This window comes from Pseudoclavibacter sp. AY1F1 (genome assembly GCF_002931075.1).
Lineage (GTDB): Bacteria > Actinomycetota > Actinomycetes > Actinomycetales > Microbacteriaceae > Pseudoclavibacter.
Map to the genome: position 1 here is coordinate 91,662 of NZ_PSTQ01000006.1, position 21,851 is coordinate 113,512.

Consider the following 21,851-nt stretch of genomic DNA (forward strand, 5'->3'; position numbering starts at 1 on the left):
CCGGGGGAGCGCGCAATCGGGGTGGTACCGCGCCGCACGGCGTCCCTGAAGCAGACCAAGCACATCCACTTACTGCCAGGAGTTCCACCGCATGAGCTACCCGAAGGCCTCGTTCGGACCAGCCGCCGACCCCGCCAGCTCGACCTCAGCCAGCTCGACCGCCGCCAGCTCGACCAGGGACAGCGTCGCCGCCTCTCCGTCGTTCCCGCGCCTCGAAGAGCGTGTCCTCGACTTCTGGCGCGAAGACGGCACCTTCCAGGCGTCCATCGACCAGCGCGAAGGCGCTGAGGAATGGGTGTTCTACGACGGCCCTCCCTTCGCGAACGGCCTCCCGCACTACGGGCACCTCCTCACCGGCTACGCCAAGGACGTCTTCCCCCGCTACTTCACGATGCGCGGCCGCCAGGTGCACCGCCGCTTCGGCTGGGACACGCACGGCCTGCCCGCAGAGCTCGAGGCCATGCGCCAGCTCGGCATCCAGTCGAAGGCCGAGATCGAGGCCATGGGCATCGACACGTTCAACGACGCCGCCCGCGAATCGGTGCTCAAGTACACGCGCGAATGGCAGGAGTACGTGACCCGCCAGGCCCGCTGGGTCGACTTCGAGAACGACTACAAGACGCTCGACATCTCCTACATGGAGTCGGTGCTGTGGGCCTTCAAGAAGCTGTACGACGACGGCCTCGCCTACGAGGGCTTCCGCGTGCTCCCGTACTGCTGGAACGACGAGACGCCGCTCTCCAACCACGAGCTGCGCATGGACGACGACGTCTACCAGATGCGTCAGGACCAGACGGTCACGGTCACGTTCCCCCTCGAGGGGGAGCGGGCGGATGCGCTTGGCCTCGCCGCGGTGAAGGCGCTCGCCTGGACAACGACGCCCTGGACGCTCCCCACCAACCTGGCCCTCGCGGTCGGTCCCGAGATCGACTACGCCGTCGTACCTGCTGGTCCGCTCGGTGCGGCCGATGGAACCGCCGCGGGCGACGGCTCGTTCCTGCTCGCCACGGCGCGCGTCGCGGCCCACGCCAAGGAGCTCGGCTACGAGACCGCGGAGGACGCGAGCGCCGCGACCACGCGCACCATCAAGGGCGCCGAGCTCGCCGGCGTCCGCTACCAGCGCCTCTGGGACTTCTACGCCGACACCGAGACCTACGGCACCCAGCACGCCTGGCAGTTCCTGCTCGGTGACTACGTCACGACCAGCGACGGCACCGGCATCGTGCACCAGGCGCCCGCCTACGGTGAAGACGACAAGGTGCTCAGCGACGCCGCCGGCATCCCGACGATCCTCTCTGTCGACGAGGGCGGAAAGTTCCTCGCCGCCGTCGAGCCCGTCGCGGGCCTCCAGGTCTTCGACGCCAACAAGCCGCTCACGCAGCTCCTCAAAGCTGACGGCCGCCTCTTCAAGCAGGCCAGCTACGAGCACTCCTACCCGCACTGCTGGCGCTGCCGCAAACCCCTCATCTACAAGGCCGTCTCGAGCTGGTTCGTGCGCGTCACGCAGTTCCGCGACGAGCTCGTCGAGCTCAACCAGCAGATCGACTGGGTGCCGGACAACGTCAAGGACGGCCAGTTCGGCAAGTGGCTCGAGGGTGCCCGCGACTGGTCGATCAGCCGCAACCGCTACTGGGGCAGCCCCATCCCCGTGTGGAGGAGCGACGACCCCAACTACCCCCGCATCGACGTGTACGGCTCGCTCGACGACATCGAGCGCGACTTCGGCGTGCGGCCCACCGACCTCCACCGCCCGTACATCGACGAGCTCACGAGGCCGAACCCGGACGACCCGACCGGTGCATCCACCATGCGGCGCATCCCGGACGTGCTCGACGTGTGGTTCGACTCCGGGTCCATGCCGTACGCGCAGGTGCACTACCCGTTCGAGAACCGCGAGTGGTTCGACTCGCACTCACCGGCCGACTTCATCGTCGAGTACATCGGGCAGACGCGCGGCTGGTTCTACGTCATGCACGTGCTGTCGACGGCGCTCTTCCACCGCCCCGCCTTCAAGCGGGTCGTGAGCCACGGCATCGTGCTCGGCAACGACGGCCGCAAGATGTCGAAGAGCCTCCGCAATTACCCGGACGTGCAGGAGGTGTTCGACCGCGACGGCTCCGACGCCATGCGCTGGTTCCTCATGGCGAGCCCCGTGCTGCGCGGCGGCAACCTCGTCGTGACCGAGGAGACGATCCGCGAGGGCGTCCGCCAGTTCCTGCTGCCCCTGTGGTCGACGTACTACTTCTTCACGACCTACGCGAACACGGCCCTCGGCTCGGCGGAGGCAGGTGACGCGTCCAGGGCGTACGAGGCGAAGTTCCGCACCGACTCGAGCGACGTGCTCGATCAGTACATCCTCGCGAAGCTCGGCGTGCTCGTCTCCGAGGTGCAGGCCGACCTCGAGGCGCTCGACTCGACGACCGCGGCCTCGCGCTTGCGTGACTTCGGCGACGTGCTCACCAACTGGTACGTGCGCCGCTCTCGCGACCGCTTCTGGCGAGGCGTGACCGACGAAGCCACGAGCACCGAGGCTTTCGACACGCTCTACACGGTGCTGGAGACGCTCACCCGCGTCGCCGCCCCGCTGACGCCCCTGATCTCCGAGACCGTGTGGCGTGGGCTCACGGGCGGCCGCAGCGTGCATCTCACGGACTGGCCGGACGCCTCGGTCTTCCCGAGCGACCAGACCCTCGTCGACTCGATGGATGCTGTCCGCCGCGTCACGAGCTCGGCCCTGTCGCTGCGCAAGCAGGCGGGGCGACGCGTGCGCCTGCCGCTTGCGAGCCTCACCGTCGTCGCCCCGAACACGGACGCCCTCGAGCCGTTCGCGGGCATCCTGCGTGACGAGCTCAACGTGAAGTCCGTCGAGTTCGAGCAGCTCGTCGACGAGTCCGAGGCCAAGTACGGCATCGACCGTGTCCTGCAGGTCAACGCGCGGGCCGCTGGTCCGCGCCTCGGCAAGCAGGTGCAGCTCGCGATCAAGGCGTCGAAGTCCGGCGACTGGAGCGAGGTCGACGGAATCGTCACGGCAGGCGGTCTGCAGCTCGAGGCCGGTGAGTACGAGGTCAAGCTCGTCACCGCCGGTGAGAGCGAAGACCGTGCCATCACGCTGCTGCCGAGCGGCGGCATCCTCGTGCTCGACACGAACGTGAGCCCCGAACTCGCCGCCGAGGGCCTCGCTCGCGACGTGGTTCGTGCCGTTCAGGATGCGCGTAAGGAGGCTGGACTCGAGGTCTCCGACCGCATCCGCCTCACCCTGCGTGCCGACGACGCGTCGGTCGCAGCCATCGAAGCGCACCGGGAGCTCATCGCGGGCGAGACGCTCGCCGTCGAGTTCCAGGTGACCGGCGGACTCGCTGTCCCCGCTGACGCCGAGGCGAGCGCCGACACGTATGGTGCACTTGAGATCGACGTGGAGGTAGTGGCGTGAGCGAACGCGACCAGCAGGGTTCCGACGACTGGGAGGACCAGTCCGAAGGCTCCGACGAGACCGAGATCACCAGTGAGGCTGGTGACTTCCAACTTGAGCCGAAGGACATCGCCGAGACCTTCATGCCTGCGGTCTCCGACGATGAGGACGAGGTCCTGACGGAGCGCGAGGAAGACGAGCGCCTGCTCCTCGAGGGCACCGACTGGGCCAGCGAGGGCGAGCGAGTCTTCGACGAGCTTATGGAGCGCGTGGGGGAGGCGGCCCCGGAACCGCGCCTGCACGCCACGCGCCGCGCCGTCGAGCTGCTGGGTGACGTGCACACGGCCTACCCCGTCATCCACCTCACCGGCACTAACGGCAAGAGCTCGACAGCGCGCATCATCGAGACGGTCCTGCGCGCCCACGGCCTGCGCACCGGACTCCTGACGAGCCCGCACCTCGAGCGGCTCAACGAGCGCATCGCGGTCGACGGGAGCCCCATCAGCGACGAGCGGCTCGTCGCGAACTGGGAGGACATCACCCCGTTCCTCTCGATCGTGGATGCTGAGCTCGAGGCCGCGGGCGAGCCGCGCCTCACGTTCTTCGAGGCTCTCACGGTGCTTGCCTATGCGTGCTTCGCGGACGCCCCGGTCGACGTCGCCGTCGTCGAGGTCGGGATGGGCGGCGAGTGGGACTCCACGAACGTCGCCGACGGGGAGGTGGCCGTCTTCACTCCCATCGCCCTCGACCACACGCAGCGGCTCGGCCGGACCCTCGACGAGATCGCGCGCACGAAGGCAGGCATCATCAAGCCCGCCGCTCGCGTCGTCACGGCGGAGCAGCATCCAGAAGTGCTCGCCGAGATCGAGCGAGCCGCGGGGATCTCCGAGGCGCAGGTCTTCGCCGAGCCCAAGGACTTTGCTGTCACCGACAACCAGCTGGCCGTCGGCGGGCGCCTTGTGACCGTGCGCGGCATCGCCGGCAAGTACGAAGACCTCCTGCTGCCGCTCGATGGCGAGTACCAGGCCCACAACGCTGCCGTCGCGCTTGCCGCGGTTGAGGCGTTCTTCGGCGCCAACCGCAGCCTGAACGCCGAACTGGTCGAGGCGGCGTTCGGCGAAGTGAAGTCGCCTGGCCGTCTCGAGCGCATCGGCGTCACGCCTCCCATCCTCATTGACGCGGCGCACAACCCGCACGGTGCTGACGCCCTCGCGCGAGCAGTCACGGAGTCCTTCGACTTCTCGAAGGTCGTCGTAGTGCTCGGAGTCCTGGAGGACAAGGACGCGGCAGGCATCGTCAAGGCCCTGCAGCCCATCGCGGAGCGCTTCGTCGTCACCCAGTCCGACTCGGTGCGCGCCATCGACGCCGAGGCTCTCGGCGACATCGTCCGCGATGTCACCGGCGACGAGCCCGAGGTGCTCGAGCGGGCCGAGGACGCGATCGAGCGCGCCCGCGAGATCGCTCTCGACCTCCTGGCTGAAGGCGCGGAGGAGGGCAAGAACGCGGCAGTGCTCATCACGGGCTCCGTCACGCTCATCGGCACGGCCCTCACACTGTCGCGCGACGAAGGCTGGGCGCAGGAGTCGTGAGTTCGCGGAACCGCACCCGAGTGCCTCGCCAGCGCAGCATCCGCGAGGTCATCGGCTCCATCTTCCTCGGCTTCGAGCTCTTCGTCGTCTTCCTCGGCACGCTCCTCGTGTTCGGGATGCGCGTGCTCGAGCCCGTCCCCGCGTTTGTGCTCGGGGCCGCCTTCGCGGCGCTCATCCTCGTCACGATCAGGTTCCTCCGACACGAGTGGGGGATCTGGCTCGGCTGGGCTGTGCAGGTGCTGCTGGTCGCGGCCGGCTTCCTCCACCCCGGTATGTTCGTCGTCGGGGCGCTGTTCCTCGCATCTTGGACGTACTTCATGTGGAAGGGCGGCCAGATCGACCGGCAGCGCGCGCCGATCATCGCCGAGTACAACCGTCGCCTCGCGGCGGGGGAGATCGGCATCGATGGCCAGCCCATCGATCGAACCGACTCGCCGAGCACCTGACCGGGGCTCGCACCACTGACCTGGCCCTCACAGGCACACCACCACGACCAATGGAGGAATCATGGCAACCATCGAAGAGACGCTTGTACTCGTCAAGCCCGACGGAGTCCAGCGCGGGCTGACGGGCGAAGTGCTTCGCCGCATCGAGACGAAGGGCTACTCGCTTGTCGACGTCCGCCTCGTCCACGCCGACCGGGCACTCCTGTCCGAGCACTACGCCGAGCACGAGGGCAAGCCGTTCTATGAGGGACTCCTTGAGTTCATGCAGTCGGGACCGACCGTCGCCATCCGCGTTGCCGGCCACCGAGTCATCGAGGGCTTCCGTTCGCTCGCAGGAACGACTGACCCGACGACGGCCGCGCCGGGCACGATCCGCGGCGACCTCGGCCGCGACTGGGACGCCGGCGTGCTGCTGAACATCGTCCACGGCTCGGACTCGGTGGAGTCCGCCGAACGCGAGCTGGGCATCTGGTTCGCGGCCTGACCGACACGATCACCAGGGAGTGGCGGGGTCGTAGGCTTCGCGGTACGTGGAATCAGGTCTGACACAACGGATCCGGTCTGACGCAAGAGCACAGGTCTGACGCAAGAGCACAGGTCTGACGCAAGAGCACAGGTCCGACACGAGAGCGTCGGGGGACGAGGCACGGGATGAAGGCTGGGAGAGCGTCGTCAGCGACGACACACGGTGAGCGGCTCGACGAGCTGGCAGCGGCGTGGCGCTCCGCGCTTGCTGCAGAGCTGCCGTCCGCCGTCCGCCTGCGCCAGGAGCTGCACTCGGACCCCAGGCTCTCGGGGAATGAGAACGACACCGCCGCCCGTCTCGAGGCCGAGCTCGGCGACCGCGTCGCGATGCACCGCATCGCCGACTCCGGGCGCATCGGGCGTCTCGGCCCGAGCACGGGCGGCGCGGTCGGGGTCAGGGCCGAGCTGGATGCGCTTCCACTGACCGAGCTCACGGCCGTCCCCTTCGCCTCGGCGAATGGCGCCATGCATGCGTGCGGGCACGACGTGCACCAGGCCGCGCTCGTCGCGTTCATCCGCGCGGCCGATCACCTCGATCTCCCCGTCGGACTCGTTCCGATCCTCCAGCCGCGCGAGGAGACCTACCCGTCCGGGGCGCATCAGATCGTCCAAGAGGGCGGCCTCGAGCGCTTCGACGTCCACCATGTCATCGGCGCGCACGTGCACCCGGGCGTCCCTCGCGGTGCCATCGCTATCGGGGGCGGCTACATCAACGCGGCCGCCGATGAGATCGAGATCTCGCTCCAGGGGCGAGGCGGACACGGCGCGTACCCGCACCAGGCGGCAGACCCGGTCGCCGCGATCGCGCAGATCGCGCTCGGCCTGCCGGAGGTCGTCCGTCGCACCATCTCGCCTATGAACCCAGCCGTGATCAGCGTCGGCACGCTGAGCGCGGGCGAGGGGGCCGCGAACGTGCTGCCCTCGAGCGCGCGACTGCTCGCCTCGATGCGCACCACCGCGCCCAAGGATCGCGAACTGCTGTTCGCTGCCGTGCAGCACCTCGCGGTGCGCACCGCGGAGGCCTACGGCACTGAGGCGGTCGTCCACATGCACCAGAACATGCCGGTGCTCATCAACGATGCTCAGCTCGCGTCTGACGCCGACGACTGGCTGGCGCGCCTCGGCGTCGACGGCGCCGAGCCCATGCGGTCTCTCGGCGGCGACGACTTCTCGTACTACTGCGACGAGGTGCCGTCGATCATGTGCTTCGCGGGTGTCGAGACGGCGGGTCTCCCCGGCCCTGACGGCGCCTATGCGCCAACCTTGCATCATCCGCGTTTCCTGCCGACGGAGGACGCGGTCGGGCTCGTCGCCAACGCGTTCCTCGCCGGGTACTGCGCGGCAGCGGAACGCATCCTGGGGATCGCACACCACAGGCGCGCACTTCCTTGAGGTGGGATACACAGTCTTGAGGTCGGAGACACAGCCCTGAGGTCAGGTACATAGCGCTGACGATCGGCCCACAGCCGAATCAGGGCCTGGATGCGACGGCCGTGCGATAATAAGCAGGTCGACCGGGCAGAGTCCCACGGCACCCGAAGTTTTTCAGGCACGAGCCACGAGCAGAGCAACGCTCCATCGCCCGAGCCGTAGGCAAGATCGCCGCAACCGCGGCACACCACGTAGAACATTTCCGCCGAACGGGCGGAGACCATTTTCGGTGAGGATGCTTGACATCTTCATCGCCCGGAGGGGTGGGCGCACGCTTTGCGCCACGCCGGAGTAGGAGCACACCAGAAATGGTGACCACAAACGAATCAGACCAGAACACCAACCAGGAGCCAGGCAACGGCCAGGAGCAGTTCGACGCAGATCAGAGCCAGGAGTCCGCGACTGCGGCCGAGGTGAGCGTCGAAGAGCTGGCACCGGGCGAGCGGGCATTGATCGAACAGGCATCGATCGTGCAGGCAGGGGTCGAGCAGGCAGAGGCCGCGGAAAATGACGGCGAGGCCGAGGAAGCTTCCTCGCCGATCCCAGCCGTCATCTCGTCGACGACGCTCTTCTTCCTTCAGCCGGACCTGCCTCCCGTCTGCGATCGCGCCCCGCGCGACGACCGCGGCCGTGCACGCCGCCAGGACGACGAGCAGTTTGAGCGCCAGGAGCGAGGCGAGCGGTCGGATCGCTACGACCGCCAGGAGCGCAGCGATCGCACCGATCGCAGCGAGCGCTCAGACCGTGGCGAACGTGCTGACCGTGGCGAACGCGCTGACCGCAGCGAGCGTTCAGAGCGCAGTGACCGCGGGGAGCGCTCGCGGGAACCCCGTGACGACCGCCGCCAGGCACCCGCCGAGCGCACGCAGTCGACAACGCGTCGGCGTCAGCCGCGCGAGGAGCAGCCCGCCGAAGAGCCGGTGCTGATCACCGAGCCTCAGAAGATCAAGGGCTCCACCCGTCTCGAGGCGAAGCGCCAGCGCCGCCGCGAGGGCCGCGAGAGCGGTCGCCGCCGTCAGGTCATCACCGAGTCCGAGTTCCTCGCGCGCCGCGAGGCGGTCGACCGCGTGATGCTCGTCCGCGCCAAGGACGACCGTGTGCAGATCGGCGTGCTCGAAGACAAGGTGCTCGTCGAGCACTACGTCGCACGCTCGCAGGAGTCGTCGCTCATCGGCAACGTCTACCTCGGTCGCGTGCAGAACGTGCTCCCGAGCATGGAAGCGGCCTTCATCGACATCGGGCGCGGCCGCAACGCCGTGCTCTACTCGGGTGAGGTCGACTGGGCCGCCGCCGAGGTCGGCGGTAGGTCGCGCCGCATCGAAAACGCGCTCAAGCCGGGTGACCGTGTGCTTGTCCAGGTCACGAAGGACCCGATCGGCCACAAGGGTGCACGTCTCACGAGCCAGGTCTCGCTTCCCGGTCGCTACCTGGTCTACGTGCCTGGCAACTCGATGAACGGCATCTCCCGCAAGCTGCCGGACACGGAGCGCGCGCGCCTCAAGAAGATCCTCAAGGAGACGCTGCCAGCTGGCGTCGGCGTCATCGTTCGCACGGCGGCCGAGGGCGCAACCCAGGACCAGCTTGAGCGCGACGTCAACCGTCTCACCGCACAGTGGGCGGACATCTCCTCGCGCATCGAGGCTGGCCCCGCTCCGGCGCTCCTCCACTCGGAGCCCGACCTGCTCATTAAGATCATCCGCGACGTCTTCAATGAGGACTTCCACAAGATCGTGATCCAGGGCAGCGACGAGCTCGAGACCATCACGACCTACCTTCGCCAGGTCGCTCCCGACCTCGTCGACCGCGTCGAGGCGTTCCAGGGCGGCGACGTCTTCGCCGAGTACCGTGCAACCGAGCACATCGAGAAGGCCCTCGACCGCAAGGTCTGGCTGCCCTCCGGCGGTTCGCTTGTCATCGACCGCACCGAGGCCATGACGGTTGTCGACGTCAATACGGGCAAGTTCGTCGGCTCGGGCGGCAACCTCGAGGAGACGGTCACCAAGAACAACCTCGAGGCTGCCGAAGAGGTCGTCAGGCAGCTGCGCCTGCGCGACATCGGCGGCATCATCGTGGTCGACTTCATCGACATGGTGCTCGAGTCGAACCGTGACCTCGTCATGCGTCGCCTCATCGAGTGCCTCAGCCGCGACCGCACGAAGCACCAGGTCGCAGAGGTTACGAGCCTCGGTCTTGTGCAGATGACGCGCAAGAAGCTTGGCCTCGGACTGCTCGAGACCTTCAGCGAGCCGTGCGAATCGTGCGCGGGCCGCGGTGTCGTCGTCTTCCACGACCCAGTGCTGAAGCACCGTGGGGGAGCGCCGGACAGCAACGCCAACAGCAAGAACGGCCGCAAGGGACGCGGAGGCCAGCAGCGTGAGCAGCAGGCACCCCGTGCCGTCGCGCCGCCGGCTGCCGCGTCCACCCACGGCATCACGGAAGAGGCGCGCGGTGCGCTCTCGAAGATCGCCGCGTCCACGCTCAACGGCCAGAAGCCGGGCGAGCACGCCGAGGAGCTGGCTCCTGCCGCGCAGTCGCAGGCAGGCGCGCACGCGCCCGCCACCGAGGAACGCAGCGGTGACGAGCAGGCCGGTCAGCAGGGGCAGTCCGGTCAGCAGGGAGAGGCGCGTCGATCGCGTCGTGGACGTAGGCGTGCAAAGACGGATGCGCAGGCACCGGCATCGTCGCAGGCACCTGAGGCGGCGAACGGCGAGCAGGCAGCCGGCGACCGCAACGAAGCCCAGCAGTCTGACAACGATGACCGCAGGGCTCGCGCGAGCGAGAACCTCTTCGACTTCGACTCGGCCAAGAGCGCCGAGCCGGCACAGACCAAGCGTGAGGCCGACCCGGCAGCGCTTCGCGAACTCGACTCGCTGCTGGATGCGCTGGTCACCCCTGAGGGTGAGCAGCAGTCGGCAGTGACCGAATCGACCGAGGCACCCGCCGCGGTCGAGGTGACGACACCCGCCGCCGCTCCTGAGAAGCTTCAGGAAGCGCCGATGGCGTCTGCGCCGAAGGTAGCCCAGCCAGTCTCGGCTGAGCCGCCGAAGGGTGCTTCGGGGCGTCCGCGCCGCCGCCGCATCACAACGCCTCCGCTCTCAGCCGAGTAACCTGGCTGAGTAACGCGGCCGGGCGCGTAAGCGCCCACCGGGTTGGCGCGCTTGCGCGCACCGACCCTGCCGGGTAAAGTGGTTCGCTGTTGCACGTTTGCATTCGTGCTGGCATTCCCTCGCCCGGTTGTAGGGCAGAGTCAGCTCGCCGCAGCGAGCAGGGCTTCCAAAGTTTGAACACACAGCGTCCGACCTTGTCGGGCTCGGAGAAAAGGTACTGAAGTGGTATTCGCAGTTGTGCGCGCCGGTGGACGGCAGGAGAAGGTAGAGGTGGGCACTGTGCTCACCACGAACCGTGTTGTTGCCGACAAGAAGGGCAATGTCACGCTTCCAGCTGTGCTGCTCGTCGACGGTGAGACCATCACGAGTGACGCAGAGAAGCTCGCTAAGGTCACCGTGACCGCAGAGGTCCTAGGCGACCTCCGTGGCCCGAAGATCGTCATCCAGAAGTACAAGAACAAGACCGGTTACAAGAAGCGTCAGGGCCACCGTCAGGAGCTCACGCGCATCAAGATCACCGACATCAAGTAAGTCGAGGAGCAGACTTCAATGGCACATAAAAAGGGAGCGAGCTCGACTCGCAACGGCCGTGACTCGAACGCTCAGCGCCTCGGCGTGAAGCGTTTCGCGGGCCAGACCGTCAGCGCGGGCGAGATCCTCGTCCGTCAGCGCGGCACGCACTTCCACCCCGGCGCCCTCGTGGGCCGCGGTGGCGACGACACGCTGTTCGCCCTCTCGGCAGGCATCGTCGAATTCGGTGCAAAGGGCCGCCGCAAGGTGGTCAACATCGTCGCTGGCGAATAACAGCAAGCACAGTCCCTGATTCCAGGGCGGTGTCAGGATGAGGGGCGGGCCACGGTCCGCCCCTCTTCCGTATTTTCACGACTTATCGTTCTACAGGAGCTCCTCATGGCCACCTTCGTCGACCAGGTGACGCTGTATCTGCGCGCTGGAGAGGGTGGCAACGGCTGCGTCTCTGTCAAGCGCGAGAAGTTCAAGCCACTCGCCGGCCCCGACGGCGGTGACGGCGGCAACGGTGGGAACATCACATTCTTCGCCGACCCGCAGGAGACGACGCTGCTGTCGTACCACCACAAGCCTCATCGCTCGAGCGATAAGGGCGGATTCGGCATGGGTGACTGGCGCAACGGCTACACCGGCCAGCCACTCGACCTCCCCGTGCCCGTCGGCACCGTGGTCCGAGACTCGGATGGCGTCGAGCTCGCCGACCTCTCAGAGCCTGGCATGCGCTACATTGCCGCCGAGGGCGGCCAGGGGGGACTCGGCAACGCCTCGCTCTCCAACACGAAGCGCAAGGCTCCCGGCTTCGCCTTGCTCGGGACGCCTGGCGAGGAGCTGCAGGTGCAGCTCGAGCTCAAGATCGTCGCCGACGTCGCCTTCGTTGGCTATCCGTCTGCCGGCAAGTCCAGCCTCATCGCCGCCATGTCCGCGGCGAAGCCGAAGATCGCCGACTACCCGTTCACGACCCTCCACCCGAACCTCGGCGTTGTGCAGGCGGCTCAGTACCGTTACACGGTCGCCGACGTGCCCGGTCTTATCGAGGGCGCAAGCGAGGGCAAAGGGCTCGGGCTCGACTTCCTCAGGCACGTCGAGCGCTGCTCGGCGCTCCTGCACGTTCTTGACTGTGGAACGCTCGACCCGGGCCGCGACCCGATCAGCGACCTCGATGTCATCCTCGATGAGCTCGGCAACTACCCGGTGCCCGAGGGGCAGACCCCTCTGCTCGAGCGGCCCCAGCTCATCGCGCTCAACAAGATCGACCTGCCAGACGGGCGCGAGCTCGCCGACTTTGTCCGGCCAGATCTCGAAGCACGCGGCTACCGCGTGTTCGAGATCTCGACCGTGAGCCACGAGGGCCTCAAGGAGCTCTCGTTTGCGCTTGGCGAGCTCATCGACCGCGACCGGGAGGCGAAGCTCGCCGAGCTCGCAATCAAGCCCCGCATCGTACTTCGCCCGCGCCCGGTCGACGAGAAGGACTTCGAGATCCGCGTCGAGGGTGGGACGCACGGCAACACGTACCGGATCCTGGGCGAGAAGCCGCAGCGCTGGGTTGCCCAGACCGACTTCGCCAACGACGAGGCCATCGGCTACCTGGCCGACCGCCTCAACAAGATCGGCGTCGAGGAGTCCCTCTTCAAGGCGGGCGCCGTCGCGGGTTCCGCCGTCATCATCGGGCCGGGTGCGCAGGGCATCGTCTTCGACTGGGAGCCGACGCTCACGAGCGCCGCAGAGCTGACCGTCTCGCCTCGAGGCACCGACAGTCGCCTCGAGGAGAACAGCCGCACCACGACGCGCGAGCGTCGCGAAGGCTACTACGAGCGCATGGACGGCAAGGCCGCGGCCCGCGCCGAACTGGAGCGCGAGCGCGAGGGTGGCGTGTGGAAGGTCGACGAGTGACCCTTCGAACATGGGTAGGATGGACGGCATGATCGAGCTGATTCCCGCCGTGCTTGCCAACGCTGTGCTAGCTGAAGAAGGGCACCACGTCGTCAACGAGCTCGTGATGCCTCCGATCATGTTCGGGGTCGTCACGCTCGTCGCATTCGTGGCGCTCATCATCGTCACGTACGCCTTCCGGAACACGTGGCACAGCCACCCGGTCGACTCCAAGGTCGTGCCGTACGAGCCGTTCAACCACGCGGGCGTCATCGAGGCCGGCTCGGAGCACTCGAAGCACTAGCGCGAAGAGCCGCGCCACTTTATGCCTGACACCGTCGAGACTTCCCCTGTTCCCGCGCGCCGACGCGTCGGCGTCATGGGTGGCACCTTCGACCCCATCCACCACGGGCACCTCGTTGCGGCGAGCGAGGCTGCCGCACACTTCGAGCTCGACGAGGTGCTGTTCGTGCCGACGGGGAAGCCGTCGCACAAGTCGCACGTCACGCCCGTCGAGCACAGGTACCTCATGACGGTCATCGCGACGGCCTCGAACCCCAGGTTCAAGGTCAGCCGCGTTGACGTCGACCGCGACGGCCCTACGTACACGATCGATACGCTCCGCGACGTGCAGCGCCTCCGGCCAGACGCCGCCCTGTACTTCATCACGGGCGCGGACGCCATCGCGCAGATCCTCGGCTGGAAGAACTCGCTCGAGCTCTTCGAGCTCGCGCAGTTCGTCGCCGTCTCGAGGCCTGGCCACGAGATGCGCACCGACGGCATCCCCGCGGACAAGGTCGCAACCCTCCAGATCCCTGCGCTGGCGATCTCCTCGACTGACATCAGGGAGCGCGCCTACGAGGAGAAGCCGGTCTGGTACCTCGTTCCGGATGGCGTTGTGCAGTACATGGCGAAGCACAGGCTGTACACGGCTGAAGAGATTGATGCGATATGAGTGACGCCCCACTGACTCGTCGCGAACTGCGCGAACTCGAACGTCGCCGCGAGAAGGGTGAGCCGACGCCACTGCCGACGCTCACTCCCACGGTCTCCGTCGACAGGTCCTCAACCGCATCCGGTGTCGCGCTCGAGGCCCCTCTCCAGATCGAGGGGCTGTCTCCCGAAGCGGTGCCGAGCGAGGCGCCAGCCGTGGCTGAAGTCCCCGACGAACCGGAACTGCCAGGAGACTCGTTCAACCGCAGTCCGGCTGCCGTCGAGCAGGAAGCTCAGGAAGACGGGACCAGCGGCGACTACTTCCGTCGTCTTGTCATGGCGAGCCACTCGACCGACGAGACGCCGACAGGCATGATCGTCATGCCCGAGATGAGCTCCCCGGACATCACGGGCGCACTGAGTGGCGCGGGCGATCTCATGATCACCGGCAAGATGCAGGTCTCCCGCGAGCTCTCCAACTTCGGCACGCTCACGGGTGGCCTCGACTCGCCCGAGATCGATCACGACGACGGCGACGACGAGCAGCAGCCCGCCAAGGGTGGCGAGGAGCACACGCCGATCGCGGCAAGTCGAGCGGTCCGTGAACCAGGGATGCCGCTTGCTCCGCGTCGCGGACACGGAGTTCGCCTCTCGATCTGGGCCGTCGTGAGTGGGCTTGCCGTCGCTGTGGCTGGCGTAGTCGCAGTGATCCTGGGTATTGTTCAGGGTTGGTTCTGATCAGCTGGCGGACGCATCGCCTCTCGGACACCACGATGAGCTCCTCAGAGCTCTCAACGAAAGGCACCGAATGACCGCGAGTACGCGAGCAATCGAACTGGCAAACATCGCAGCGAAGGCTGCCGACAAGAGACTCGGCTTCGACATCGTCGGCCTCGACGTCTCGAACAACATGCCGCTCACCGACATCTTCCTGCTCGCCTCCGGCCGCAACGAGCGCATGGTGCTCTCCATCGCCGACGAGATCGAAGACGCCATGCGCGACATCGGCCAGCGCACGCTGCGGCGTGAGGGCCGCCGCGAGGGCCGCTGGGTCCTCCTCGACTTCAACGACATCGTCGTGCACGTCTTCCACGAGGAAGAGCGCACGTTCTACGGACTCGAGCGCCTGTGGAACGACGCCCCCGTCGTCGAGCTCGAGCTCGCAGAAGCAGACGGCGACGCAGAAGCAGACGGCGACGCAGAGTCGGACCAGGCAGACCAGAACTGACCAGTATGACGCCCCGCAGGTCGCTGGGAGGGTGGGCTTGGCTCGTCCTCACCGGCTTGCTGGCGGGCTTCCTGTCCGGGCTCTTCGGCGTCGGAGGGGGCATTCTCATCGTGCCCGCACTGGTGTACCTGGTGCGGCTCGATACACGCCTGGCCGCCGGGACTTCTCTCCTCGCTATCCTGCCCTCCGCGGTAGTCGGCGTCCTGACCTACGCGATCGGCGGCAACGTCGATCTGCTGCTCGCGGCCCTGCTGGCCGTTGGCGCCATCTTCGGCGCACCGATCGGCTCCTGGCTGCTTGAGAAGATTTCGAAGCGAACCCTGCAGTGGTCGTTCATCGCCTTCATCGGCGTGGTCATCGTCTCGCTCTTCCTTGTTGTCCCCTCGCGCGACGCCGCCGTACATATCGACGTGGTCGGGGGAGTGCTGCTCGTCTTCCTGGGGCTGTGCACGGGCGTCCTGTCCGGGTTGCTGGGCATCGGTGGCGGCGTGGTGGTTGTCCCGATGCTGGTTGTGCTCTTCGGCTCGAGCGATCTGCTCGCGAAGGGAAGCTCGCTGCTCATGATGATCCCAACCGCACTGTCTGGCACGATCAGCAACCTCAGGCGGAAGAACGTTGACGTGGGTGCTGGCCTCGCGGTGGGCGGGGCGGCCTGTCTCACGACGAGCCTTGGGGGATTAAGCGCCGCGGCCATCTCGCCGTCGCTCGCCAACATCCTCTTGGCAGCGTTCCTCGTGGTCATCGCCGTGCGCATGGGTGTGGACGCGTGGCCGCGCCGGAGCGCGCAGTAATGACACGCGCTGGCCGCTTCGATTTGGTGCGCCTCAGCTTCTGAGCTATTATTTTCGAGTTCCCGGAAACGGGTGCGGGTCTGTGGCGCAGCTGGTAGCGCACCTGCATGGCATGCAGGGGGTCAGGGGTTCGAATCCCCTCAGATCCACCAACAAGCCCCGGTCAGCTCAAGCTGACCGGGGCTTTGTCGTTGCCGTCCCCGGGTCCGTCTTGTTGCGCGTCTCGGGCGGAGTTGTGGCTGCTCGCGTTCGGTCTTGACGAGCACAAGACTGTCGGCGACTCGATGGGGGAAGATGGGCCGCATGGCGAGACGCATCACGGGCGACACGGCACGCGCGAACTGGAGCGCACTGGCGGCGGTGCCGTTCGCGGCGGCCTTCTACCTGTTCGTGGCGAGGAGGCTCGGCGTCGAGATCGGTGACTACTGGCGCTACCTCGTCAGCATCTTCATCGTCTTCTGGCCGCTGTTCGCTGCCGTCTATCTCGTCTGGACGCATCTCGCCTACCGCAACGCCGACACGGTGCAGCTGCGGGTCGCATCGCGGCGCGAGGCCATCACGAAGCGGCGCTGGTGGCACCGGTGGGTGGGCTACGGGGGAGCAACCGACTGGACAACTGCCGGCGCGATGATCGCCGTCGCCCTGACGATCGCGATCGCGCAGGAGCCGGCCTTTCGTGACCAGACGATTTTCGTGGTGCTGGGCCTCGCGACCGTGGCCGCCTCGTGGGCGCTCATGGTCTACTCGTTTGCACTCGAGTACCTCCGGCTCGACTCAACGCCAGAGATGCGCGGTGAGATCGGCGTTGAAACCGACGCGGCTGCCGAGCTCGAAGCGGAGCCCGCCTCGCCCCGCCGAGGTGAGATCGTCTTCCCCTTCGCCGACGAGCCGCGCTTTGGTGACTATCTGACGCTTGCCGTCCTCATGTCGACGATGGCGGCGACTGCATCTGCCAAGATCACATCACGCCGGGGCTGGCGTATCGCGCGCACGAACGTGGTGCTTGCGTTCGCGTTCAACTCGGTCATTGTCGCCATGATGGTGTCGGTGCTGTTCGGTGGGCTGACGACCTAGACGGGGCACCGTGACACTGCCTCACGATGGCTCTCGAGGGCCTTCGTCAGGCGTTGGGCAGGATGACCAGGTTGCCGATCTTCCGGCCGGAGTCGACGACGGCGTAGGCGTCGCGGATGCTCTCCAAGCCTCCCGCGATGGTCGTCACCGGGTCCAGTGTGCCGGCGGCGGCAAGGCTGAGCAGCTCGGTGGCGTCGGACGTGCGCTCGGGGATGGGCCCGGTGATGACGTTGCCTCGCGCAGTGATGGTGTCGGTGAGCCCGGCGACGGCGAGGATGAGGCGCCCCGTGGGGGAGAGTATGCGTCGACCTGATTTCTTGCTCAGGTTCCCCACGGTGTCGACGACAAGGTCGTACTGCGCAGAGATGTCGTCGATGGAGGTGGTGGCGTAGTCCACGTGCTCGTCGGCGCCGAGGCCGAGCGCGAAGCCCCGGTTGCGGGCGCTGGAAACCGCCGTGACGTGCGCGCCGAGGTGCTTCGCGAGCTGGACGGCGCTCGAGCCAACTGCCCCGGAGGCGCCGTTGATGAGGACGCGCTCGCCCGGTTGGAGGTGGGCGCGCTCGCGCAGGAACTGGAGAGCAGTGCCGCCGCCGAACAGGAGCCCGGCGGCGTCTTCGAACGACACTTTCTCGGGGATGAGCGCGAGCTGGGAGGCTGGGACCCGCGCCAGCTCTGCGTGCCCGCCGAGTTCGCCGCCGATCATGGCCGCGACCCTCACGCCTTGAGGGAAGTCGTGGTCGCTGGTGCCGGTCGACTCGACGGTGCCCGCGACAGCGATCCCGAGCACCTGCTTGCGTGGCCCGCGGATCCCGATGCCGAGGCGTGCGAGTGGCCCGAAGCCGGTAGGGAACCGGCCCCCGCGCATTCGCGCATCCCCGGAGGTGACGGCGGCCGCCTCGACGCGCAGAACAACGTCGCCCTTGCGTGGCATCGGGTTGGGGACCTCGGTGACGATGACGGCCTCTGGGGGTCCGTACCTGGTGACAACTGCGGCTCGCATGAGCTTCCTTACGCCTGTAAGTCTGATGATCTCAGAGTAGCCTTACACATGTAAGCCCGCAAGGAGGACAAATGGCAGACCGTCAACCGCTCAACAGGGAGCGCATCCTGGAGGCTGCAACGCGCGTGGCAGACAAGGGCGGACTCGCGGCGGTCAGCATGCGCAGCGTCGCACGGGAGGCCGGCGTTGAGGCGATGTCGCTCTACCACCACGTCGCCAACAAGCAGGCCGTGCTCGACGCGCTCGCCGGTTGGGCCTTCGAGCGGATCCTGCTCCCGGAAGGCAGCGGAGATTGGCGCGCCGAGATGGAGGCGAGAGCCCGCTCCGCCCGCGACGTCCTTGGAGCGCACCCTTGGGCGCTCGGGCTCCTCGAGTCCCGGAGCAACCCGGCGACCTCGGTGCTCGCGCACCACAACGCGACGCTTGGGTCGCTCAGAGCCGGCGGGCTCTCCGTGCTCCTCGCCTCGCACGCTTACTCGCTTCTCGACGCCTATGTCTTCGGGTTTGTGCTCACCGAGCAGAATCTCCCGTTCGAGGAGGGGCAGGATGCGGGCGACTTCGCTGTTGGGCTCCAACTACCAGCCGACCAGTTCCCGCATCTTGCCGAGCTCATCGACGAGCGGGTGGTCGGCGACGACTACGACTTCGCCGACGAGTTCGAGGTCGGGCTTGAGATGATCCTCGATCAACTCGAGGCGAGGCTCGCCCTCGAGCGGGACGTGTGATCTGGGTCAGCGGACGACGCGGAAGCCCTCCGTGCCCTTCGGCGTGCGCTCAGAGATTCGCGAGGACGTGACCTCGGCGTACTGCGGGCCCTCAGCCATCCAGGCGAGCAGGGCGTCAACCTGGGTCTCCTGACCCTCGAACTCCGCCTCGACGCGGCCATCGTGCAGGTTCCGAACCCAGCCGCTGACGCCGAGGCGCTTCGCCTCCTGCGCTGTGCTGAAGCGGTAGCCGACTCCCTGCACGCTGCCGGCCACGATGACGTTGACTCTCCGCATGGGCACATTCTGCTCTGACGATCGAGAATGCGGGAACATGCCCACCCGTGCTTGCCCCGAATTACAGGGTTTTCCCACCTACGAACTGGTGGTCGTTGCGGGGCAGCGGAGGCAGAGGCTCAGGTCAGGTGGGAAAGCTCGCCCTCGTCATAGCCGGTGTCCGGCAAGCAGCCGAGCTCCGTCAGCAGCTCCGGCATCGTCCAGAGGCGCACGTCCTGTGGGCGGTTCGCGGCGATCGCGGCCCTCGCGCTGCCACGCACCGCGAGCATCCGAACGCTGACAGGCAGTGGGGTCGACCCGCCGGAACCCGCTGAACCTGCAGAACGCGGGAGCGGGGCGCCGTGCACGCGGTGCCAACCGTCATGTTCGGGGTCCGGATGCTCGTCGACGCGGAGCGAGGACGGGTCGGTTCTGAGGCCTCGGCCGGAGACCTTCAACGCTGCTTCCTTGGCGGTCCAGGTGCCGATGCGAGCTGCGATGCCGTCGGATGCACTGCCCGCGGGCATGCCCAGCGCCTCATCCGGGTGCAGGGTGTACGAGTCGAATCCTGGCCACAGCTGACCCGGCACCGTCTCGATATCGACACCGATCGCATCTGCCGGGTCCGCGATCGCGACCAGCACGCGTCCCGCGCTGGTCGAAGAGCTTAAGGCGAGGTCGGCGCTACGCGGCTGCCCGTGCGCTCGAGTGCAGTCCGGGCAGCGACGGGAGATCTCGAGCTCGCTGGCCCGCTCGAGCGGCACGCCACGTCCCCAAGCAGCCACGAGGCGAAGCGCCGCGCGTCCCGCCAGCGTCCGCCGCCGCAGCTCCTCGGTCCGTCGCTCGCTGGCGGCGACACGATCGTCGTCGCTCGCGCACTGGGTCGCGACGTCGAGGACCTCATCGACACCAGCGGCGAGCACGGCGATCATCGGCGGCTGATTCGTCGGTACTGCCACACGGCGATCGGGGCGAAGATCGCGATGATCGCGACGCTGCACAGGAAGGCGTAGAGCACGGCATTCTCGGCCGGCCAGCCTCCGGCGGCGGTGAACCCGCTCGGTGCGGCGTTGCCGAAGAGCTCGCGCACTGCGCTTGCCACCGCGGTCACCGGGTTCCACTCGGCGAACGCGCGGAGCGGGCCGGGCAGCATGTCCGCGGAGACGAACGCGCCGGAGATGAAGCAGACGGGGAACAGCCAGAGGAGGCCAAGGCTCTGCGCGACCTCGACGCTCTTGGCGGTCAGCGCGATCGTCGCGCCGATCCAGGAGGTCGCGAAGGCGAACAGCAGGAGCAGGCCGAACGCGAGGAGCACCTCGAGGGGGCCGGATTCGACGCGCCAGCCGATCGCGAGTCCGCAGGCCAGGATCACGGCGATCGAGATGATGCTCGTCACGAGGTCAGAGCTGGTCCGCCCCAGGATGACGCCCACACGCGACATGGGCAGCGTGCGGAGCCGGTCGATGAGGCCCGACTGGAGGTCCTTCGCGAGGTACACGGCCGTGAACGAGGAGTTGAAGGTCAGCGTCTGGGCGAGGATTCCGCCGATGAGGAACTGCCGGTAGTCGGCCCCGCCGAGCGCCCCGCCGAAGACGAACGCGAGGATGAGCACGAAGATGATGGGCTGCGCGATGCCGGTGACGAGCGCGCCGGGCGTGCGTTGGACGTTGAGGACGTTCCTGCGGGCGACGATGCCGCCGTCTCGGAAGGCCGCGGTGATGGCGCTCATGCGGAGACCGCCTCTCGCTCGTCATGCGCTTGGGAATCGTCGGTGATCTCATCCGGTCGCTGACCCGTGATCTGGAGGAACACCTCGTCGAGCGTGGGCTGGCGCAGAGCCGCCTCGCTGGTGCTGATGCCACCCGATTCGAGGGCCGCGAGCACACTGGAGAGATCGTGGCTGCCGCCGGGCGCCTTGGCCGTGATGCGCATGCCCCGATCGTCGATGGAGGCATCCCGGCTCGTCTTGGCGACGAGCTCGAGGGCGCGTGGCCCATCGGTCGCGCTCTCGAGCACAAGCTCGATTGCTGCCCCGCCTGCACGTGCCTTGAGTTCGGCCGCGGTTCCCTCTGCCACGATCCGACCCGAATCGATGACGGAGATGGCGTCGGCGAGCTGGTCGGCCTCTTCCAGGTACTGCGTGGTCAGGAGCACGGTCGTGCCCGCCGTGGCGAGGGTCTGGATGGCATCCCAGGTGTCGCGCCGCCCGCGGGGGTCGAGGCCGGTGGTCGGCTCGTCGAGGATCACGACGGGCGGCCGGGCGACGATCGCGCCTGCGAGGTCGAGGCGTCGGCGCATGCCGCCCGAATACTCGCCGGCACGCTTCTTCGCCGGCAGGTCGTCCAGCCGGAAGTCACGGAGCAGCTCGTGGGCCCTGGCGCGGGCGTCTCGCCTGCGCATTCCGTACAGCTGGCCGACCATCGTCAGGTTCTCGACTCCGGTCAGCTTCTCGTCGACGGCCGCGTACTGCCCGGAGACTCCGATGCTGCGGCGGACGTCCTGCGCCTCATGCTGCACCGAGTGGCCGGCCACCTCGACGTCTCCCTCATCGGGGTCGAGCAGCGTCGTGACGACGCGCACGGTGGTGGTCTTGCCTGCGCCGTTCGGTCCGAGGAGGGCGTGGACGGAACCGGCGGGGATCTCGAGGTCGACGCCGTCGAGCGCGGTGAAGTCGCCGAAGCGCTTGCGCAGGCCGCGAATCGAGATCACGAGACCGCCAGGTCGCGCTCGCGGACTGGCGTGATGTCCCGCCAGTTCTCGGTCACGTAGTCGAGGCAGGCCTGCTTGGGGGCCGGTCCGTAGACCACGACCCACCCTGCTGGGACGTCGGCGAAGTCTGGCCACAGGGAGTGCTGCTGCAGATCGTTGACAAGAACTCGGAACTCTGCGGATGTGTCATCGAACGGATTGGTCATGATGTTCCCTTCTCTCGTCACGCGGG

The 21,851-nt window shown here is 67.5% G+C and carries 22 protein-coding genes and 1 tRNA gene; 17 read left to right on the forward strand and 6 right to left on the reverse strand.

Annotation, left to right across the window (positions count from 1 at the left end; translation table 11 throughout):
- The first annotated feature begins 91 nt into the window (after positions 1 to 91).
- The 16 genes from ileS to C5B85_RS11100 all read left to right on the forward strand — a co-directional run bounded on the left by ileS (position 92) and on the right by C5B85_RS11100 (position 16,930).
- Positions 92 to 3,430 carry an isoleucine--tRNA ligase gene (gene ileS, locus C5B85_RS11025; protein WP_104286090.1) on the forward strand — a complete coding sequence of 1,113 codons (3,339 nt, stop codon included), beginning with the start codon at positions 92 to 94 and terminating at the stop codon, positions 3,428 to 3,430.
- A gap of 239 nt (positions 3,431 to 3,669) precedes the next feature.
- Complete coding sequence (locus tag C5B85_RS11030) at positions 3,670 to 4,998, forward strand: folylpolyglutamate synthase/dihydrofolate synthase family protein (RefSeq protein ID WP_258070743.1); 1,329 nt, start codon at positions 3,670 to 3,672, stop codon at positions 4,996 to 4,998.
- Positions 4,995 to 5,444 (forward strand): DUF4233 domain-containing protein, encoded by a 450-nt coding sequence (locus C5B85_RS11035; protein WP_258070731.1) that lies wholly within the window; start codon positions 4,995 to 4,997, stop codon positions 5,442 to 5,444. Before C5B85_RS11030 ends, C5B85_RS11035 begins: the two co-directional genes overlap by 4 nt.
- 61 nt (positions 5,445 to 5,505) lie before the next feature.
- Entirely contained in the window at positions 5,506 to 5,928 is a 423-nt protein-coding gene (gene ndk, locus C5B85_RS11040) for a nucleoside-diphosphate kinase (RefSeq protein ID WP_104286092.1), read from the forward strand.
- Positions 5,929 to 6,095: 167 nt separating this feature from the next.
- Positions 6,096 to 7,361 (forward strand): M20 family metallopeptidase, encoded by a 1,266-nt coding sequence (locus C5B85_RS11045; RefSeq protein ID WP_104286093.1) that lies wholly within the window; start codon positions 6,096 to 6,098, stop codon positions 7,359 to 7,361.
- Positions 7,362 to 7,708: 347 nt separating this feature from the next.
- Positions 7,709 to 10,507: an Rne/Rng family ribonuclease gene (locus C5B85_RS11050; RefSeq protein WP_104286094.1), complete on the forward strand. Its 2,799-nt coding sequence runs from the start codon at positions 7,709 to 7,711 to the stop codon at positions 10,505 to 10,507.
- A gap of 222 nt (positions 10,508 to 10,729) precedes the next feature.
- On the forward strand, positions 10,730 to 11,038 hold the full coding sequence (gene rplU / locus C5B85_RS11055) for a 50S ribosomal protein L21 (protein WP_104286095.1): 309 nt from the start codon (positions 10,730 to 10,732) through the stop codon (positions 11,036 to 11,038).
- 18 nt (positions 11,039 to 11,056) lie between these two features.
- On the forward strand, positions 11,057 to 11,311 hold the full coding sequence (rpmA, locus tag C5B85_RS11060) for a 50S ribosomal protein L27 (RefSeq protein ID WP_068481308.1): 255 nt from the start codon (positions 11,057 to 11,059) through the stop codon (positions 11,309 to 11,311).
- A 105-nt stretch (positions 11,312 to 11,416) separates the two neighbouring features.
- On the forward strand, positions 11,417 to 12,925 hold the full coding sequence (gene obgE, locus C5B85_RS11065) for a GTPase ObgE (protein ID WP_104286096.1): 1,509 nt from the start codon (positions 11,417 to 11,419) through the stop codon (positions 12,923 to 12,925).
- A 28-nt stretch (positions 12,926 to 12,953) separates the two neighbouring features.
- Positions 12,954 to 13,208: a hypothetical protein gene (locus tag C5B85_RS11070; protein WP_146077937.1), complete on the forward strand. Its 255-nt coding sequence runs from the start codon at positions 12,954 to 12,956 to the stop codon at positions 13,206 to 13,208.
- A gap of 21 nt (positions 13,209 to 13,229) precedes the next feature.
- Positions 13,230 to 13,859: a nicotinate-nucleotide adenylyltransferase gene (gene nadD, locus C5B85_RS11075; RefSeq protein ID WP_104286098.1), complete on the forward strand. Its 630-nt coding sequence runs from the start codon at positions 13,230 to 13,232 to the stop codon at positions 13,857 to 13,859.
- Entirely contained in the window at positions 13,856 to 14,575 is a 720-nt protein-coding gene (locus C5B85_RS11080; protein ID WP_104286099.1) for a hypothetical protein, read from the forward strand. The genes nadD and C5B85_RS11080 overlap by 4 nt, the downstream gene beginning before the upstream one ends.
- 70 nt (positions 14,576 to 14,645) lie before the next feature.
- A complete protein-coding gene (gene rsfS / locus C5B85_RS11085) occupies positions 14,646 to 15,065 on the forward strand; it encodes a ribosome silencing factor (protein ID WP_104286100.1) in 420 nt (139 codons plus the stop codon).
- A 5-nt stretch (positions 15,066 to 15,070) separates the two neighbouring features.
- Positions 15,071 to 15,856 (forward strand): sulfite exporter TauE/SafE family protein, encoded by a 786-nt coding sequence (locus C5B85_RS11090; protein ID WP_104286101.1) that lies wholly within the window; start codon positions 15,071 to 15,073, stop codon positions 15,854 to 15,856.
- 76 nt (positions 15,857 to 15,932) lie between these two features.
- Positions 15,933 to 16,008: transfer RNA gene (locus C5B85_RS11095), tRNA-Ala, on the forward strand.
- Between the two features lie 151 nt (positions 16,009 to 16,159).
- On the forward strand, positions 16,160 to 16,930 hold the full coding sequence (locus C5B85_RS11100) for a DUF1345 domain-containing protein (protein WP_181064400.1): 771 nt from the start codon (positions 16,160 to 16,162) through the stop codon (positions 16,928 to 16,930).
- Between the two features lie 46 nt (positions 16,931 to 16,976).
- Here C5B85_RS11100 and C5B85_RS11105 read toward each other — a convergent pair whose 3' ends face one another.
- On the reverse strand, positions 16,977 to 17,930 hold the full coding sequence (locus C5B85_RS11105) for an NAD(P)-dependent alcohol dehydrogenase (protein ID WP_104286103.1): 954 nt from the start codon (positions 17,928 to 17,930) through the stop codon (positions 16,977 to 16,979).
- A 71-nt stretch (positions 17,931 to 18,001) separates the two neighbouring features.
- Here C5B85_RS11105 and C5B85_RS11110 point away from each other — a divergent pair, with 71 nt between their 5' ends.
- A complete protein-coding gene (locus tag C5B85_RS11110; protein ID WP_104286104.1) occupies positions 18,002 to 18,655 on the forward strand; it encodes a TetR/AcrR family transcriptional regulator in 654 nt (217 codons plus the stop codon).
- A gap of 6 nt (positions 18,656 to 18,661) precedes the next feature.
- Here the strand turns inward: C5B85_RS11110 and C5B85_RS11115 are convergent, their stop codons facing one another.
- The 5 genes from C5B85_RS11115 to C5B85_RS11135 form a co-directional block, all read right to left on the reverse strand.
- Complete coding sequence (locus C5B85_RS11115) at positions 18,662 to 18,931, reverse strand: acylphosphatase (RefSeq protein WP_219819396.1); 270 nt, start codon at positions 18,929 to 18,931, stop codon at positions 18,662 to 18,664.
- A gap of 119 nt (positions 18,932 to 19,050) precedes the next feature.
- Positions 19,051 to 19,842 (reverse strand): 4'-phosphopantetheinyl transferase superfamily protein, encoded by a 792-nt coding sequence (locus C5B85_RS11120; RefSeq protein ID WP_104286105.1) that lies wholly within the window; start codon positions 19,840 to 19,842, stop codon positions 19,051 to 19,053.
- Complete coding sequence (locus C5B85_RS11125; RefSeq protein WP_104286106.1) at positions 19,839 to 20,639, reverse strand: ABC transporter permease; 801 nt, start codon at positions 20,637 to 20,639, stop codon at positions 19,839 to 19,841. Before C5B85_RS11125 ends, C5B85_RS11120 begins: the two co-directional genes overlap by 4 nt.
- Positions 20,636 to 21,619, reverse strand: coding sequence for an ATP-binding cassette domain-containing protein (locus C5B85_RS11130; RefSeq protein ID WP_104286107.1), 984 nt, complete (start codon positions 21,617 to 21,619; stop codon positions 20,636 to 20,638). Before C5B85_RS11130 ends, C5B85_RS11125 begins: the two co-directional genes overlap by 4 nt.
- Positions 21,616 to 21,825 (reverse strand): MbtH family protein, encoded by a 210-nt coding sequence (locus tag C5B85_RS11135; protein ID WP_218855261.1) that lies wholly within the window; start codon positions 21,823 to 21,825, stop codon positions 21,616 to 21,618. Before C5B85_RS11135 ends, C5B85_RS11130 begins: the two co-directional genes overlap by 4 nt.
- Positions 21,826 to 21,851 lie beyond the last annotated feature (26 nt).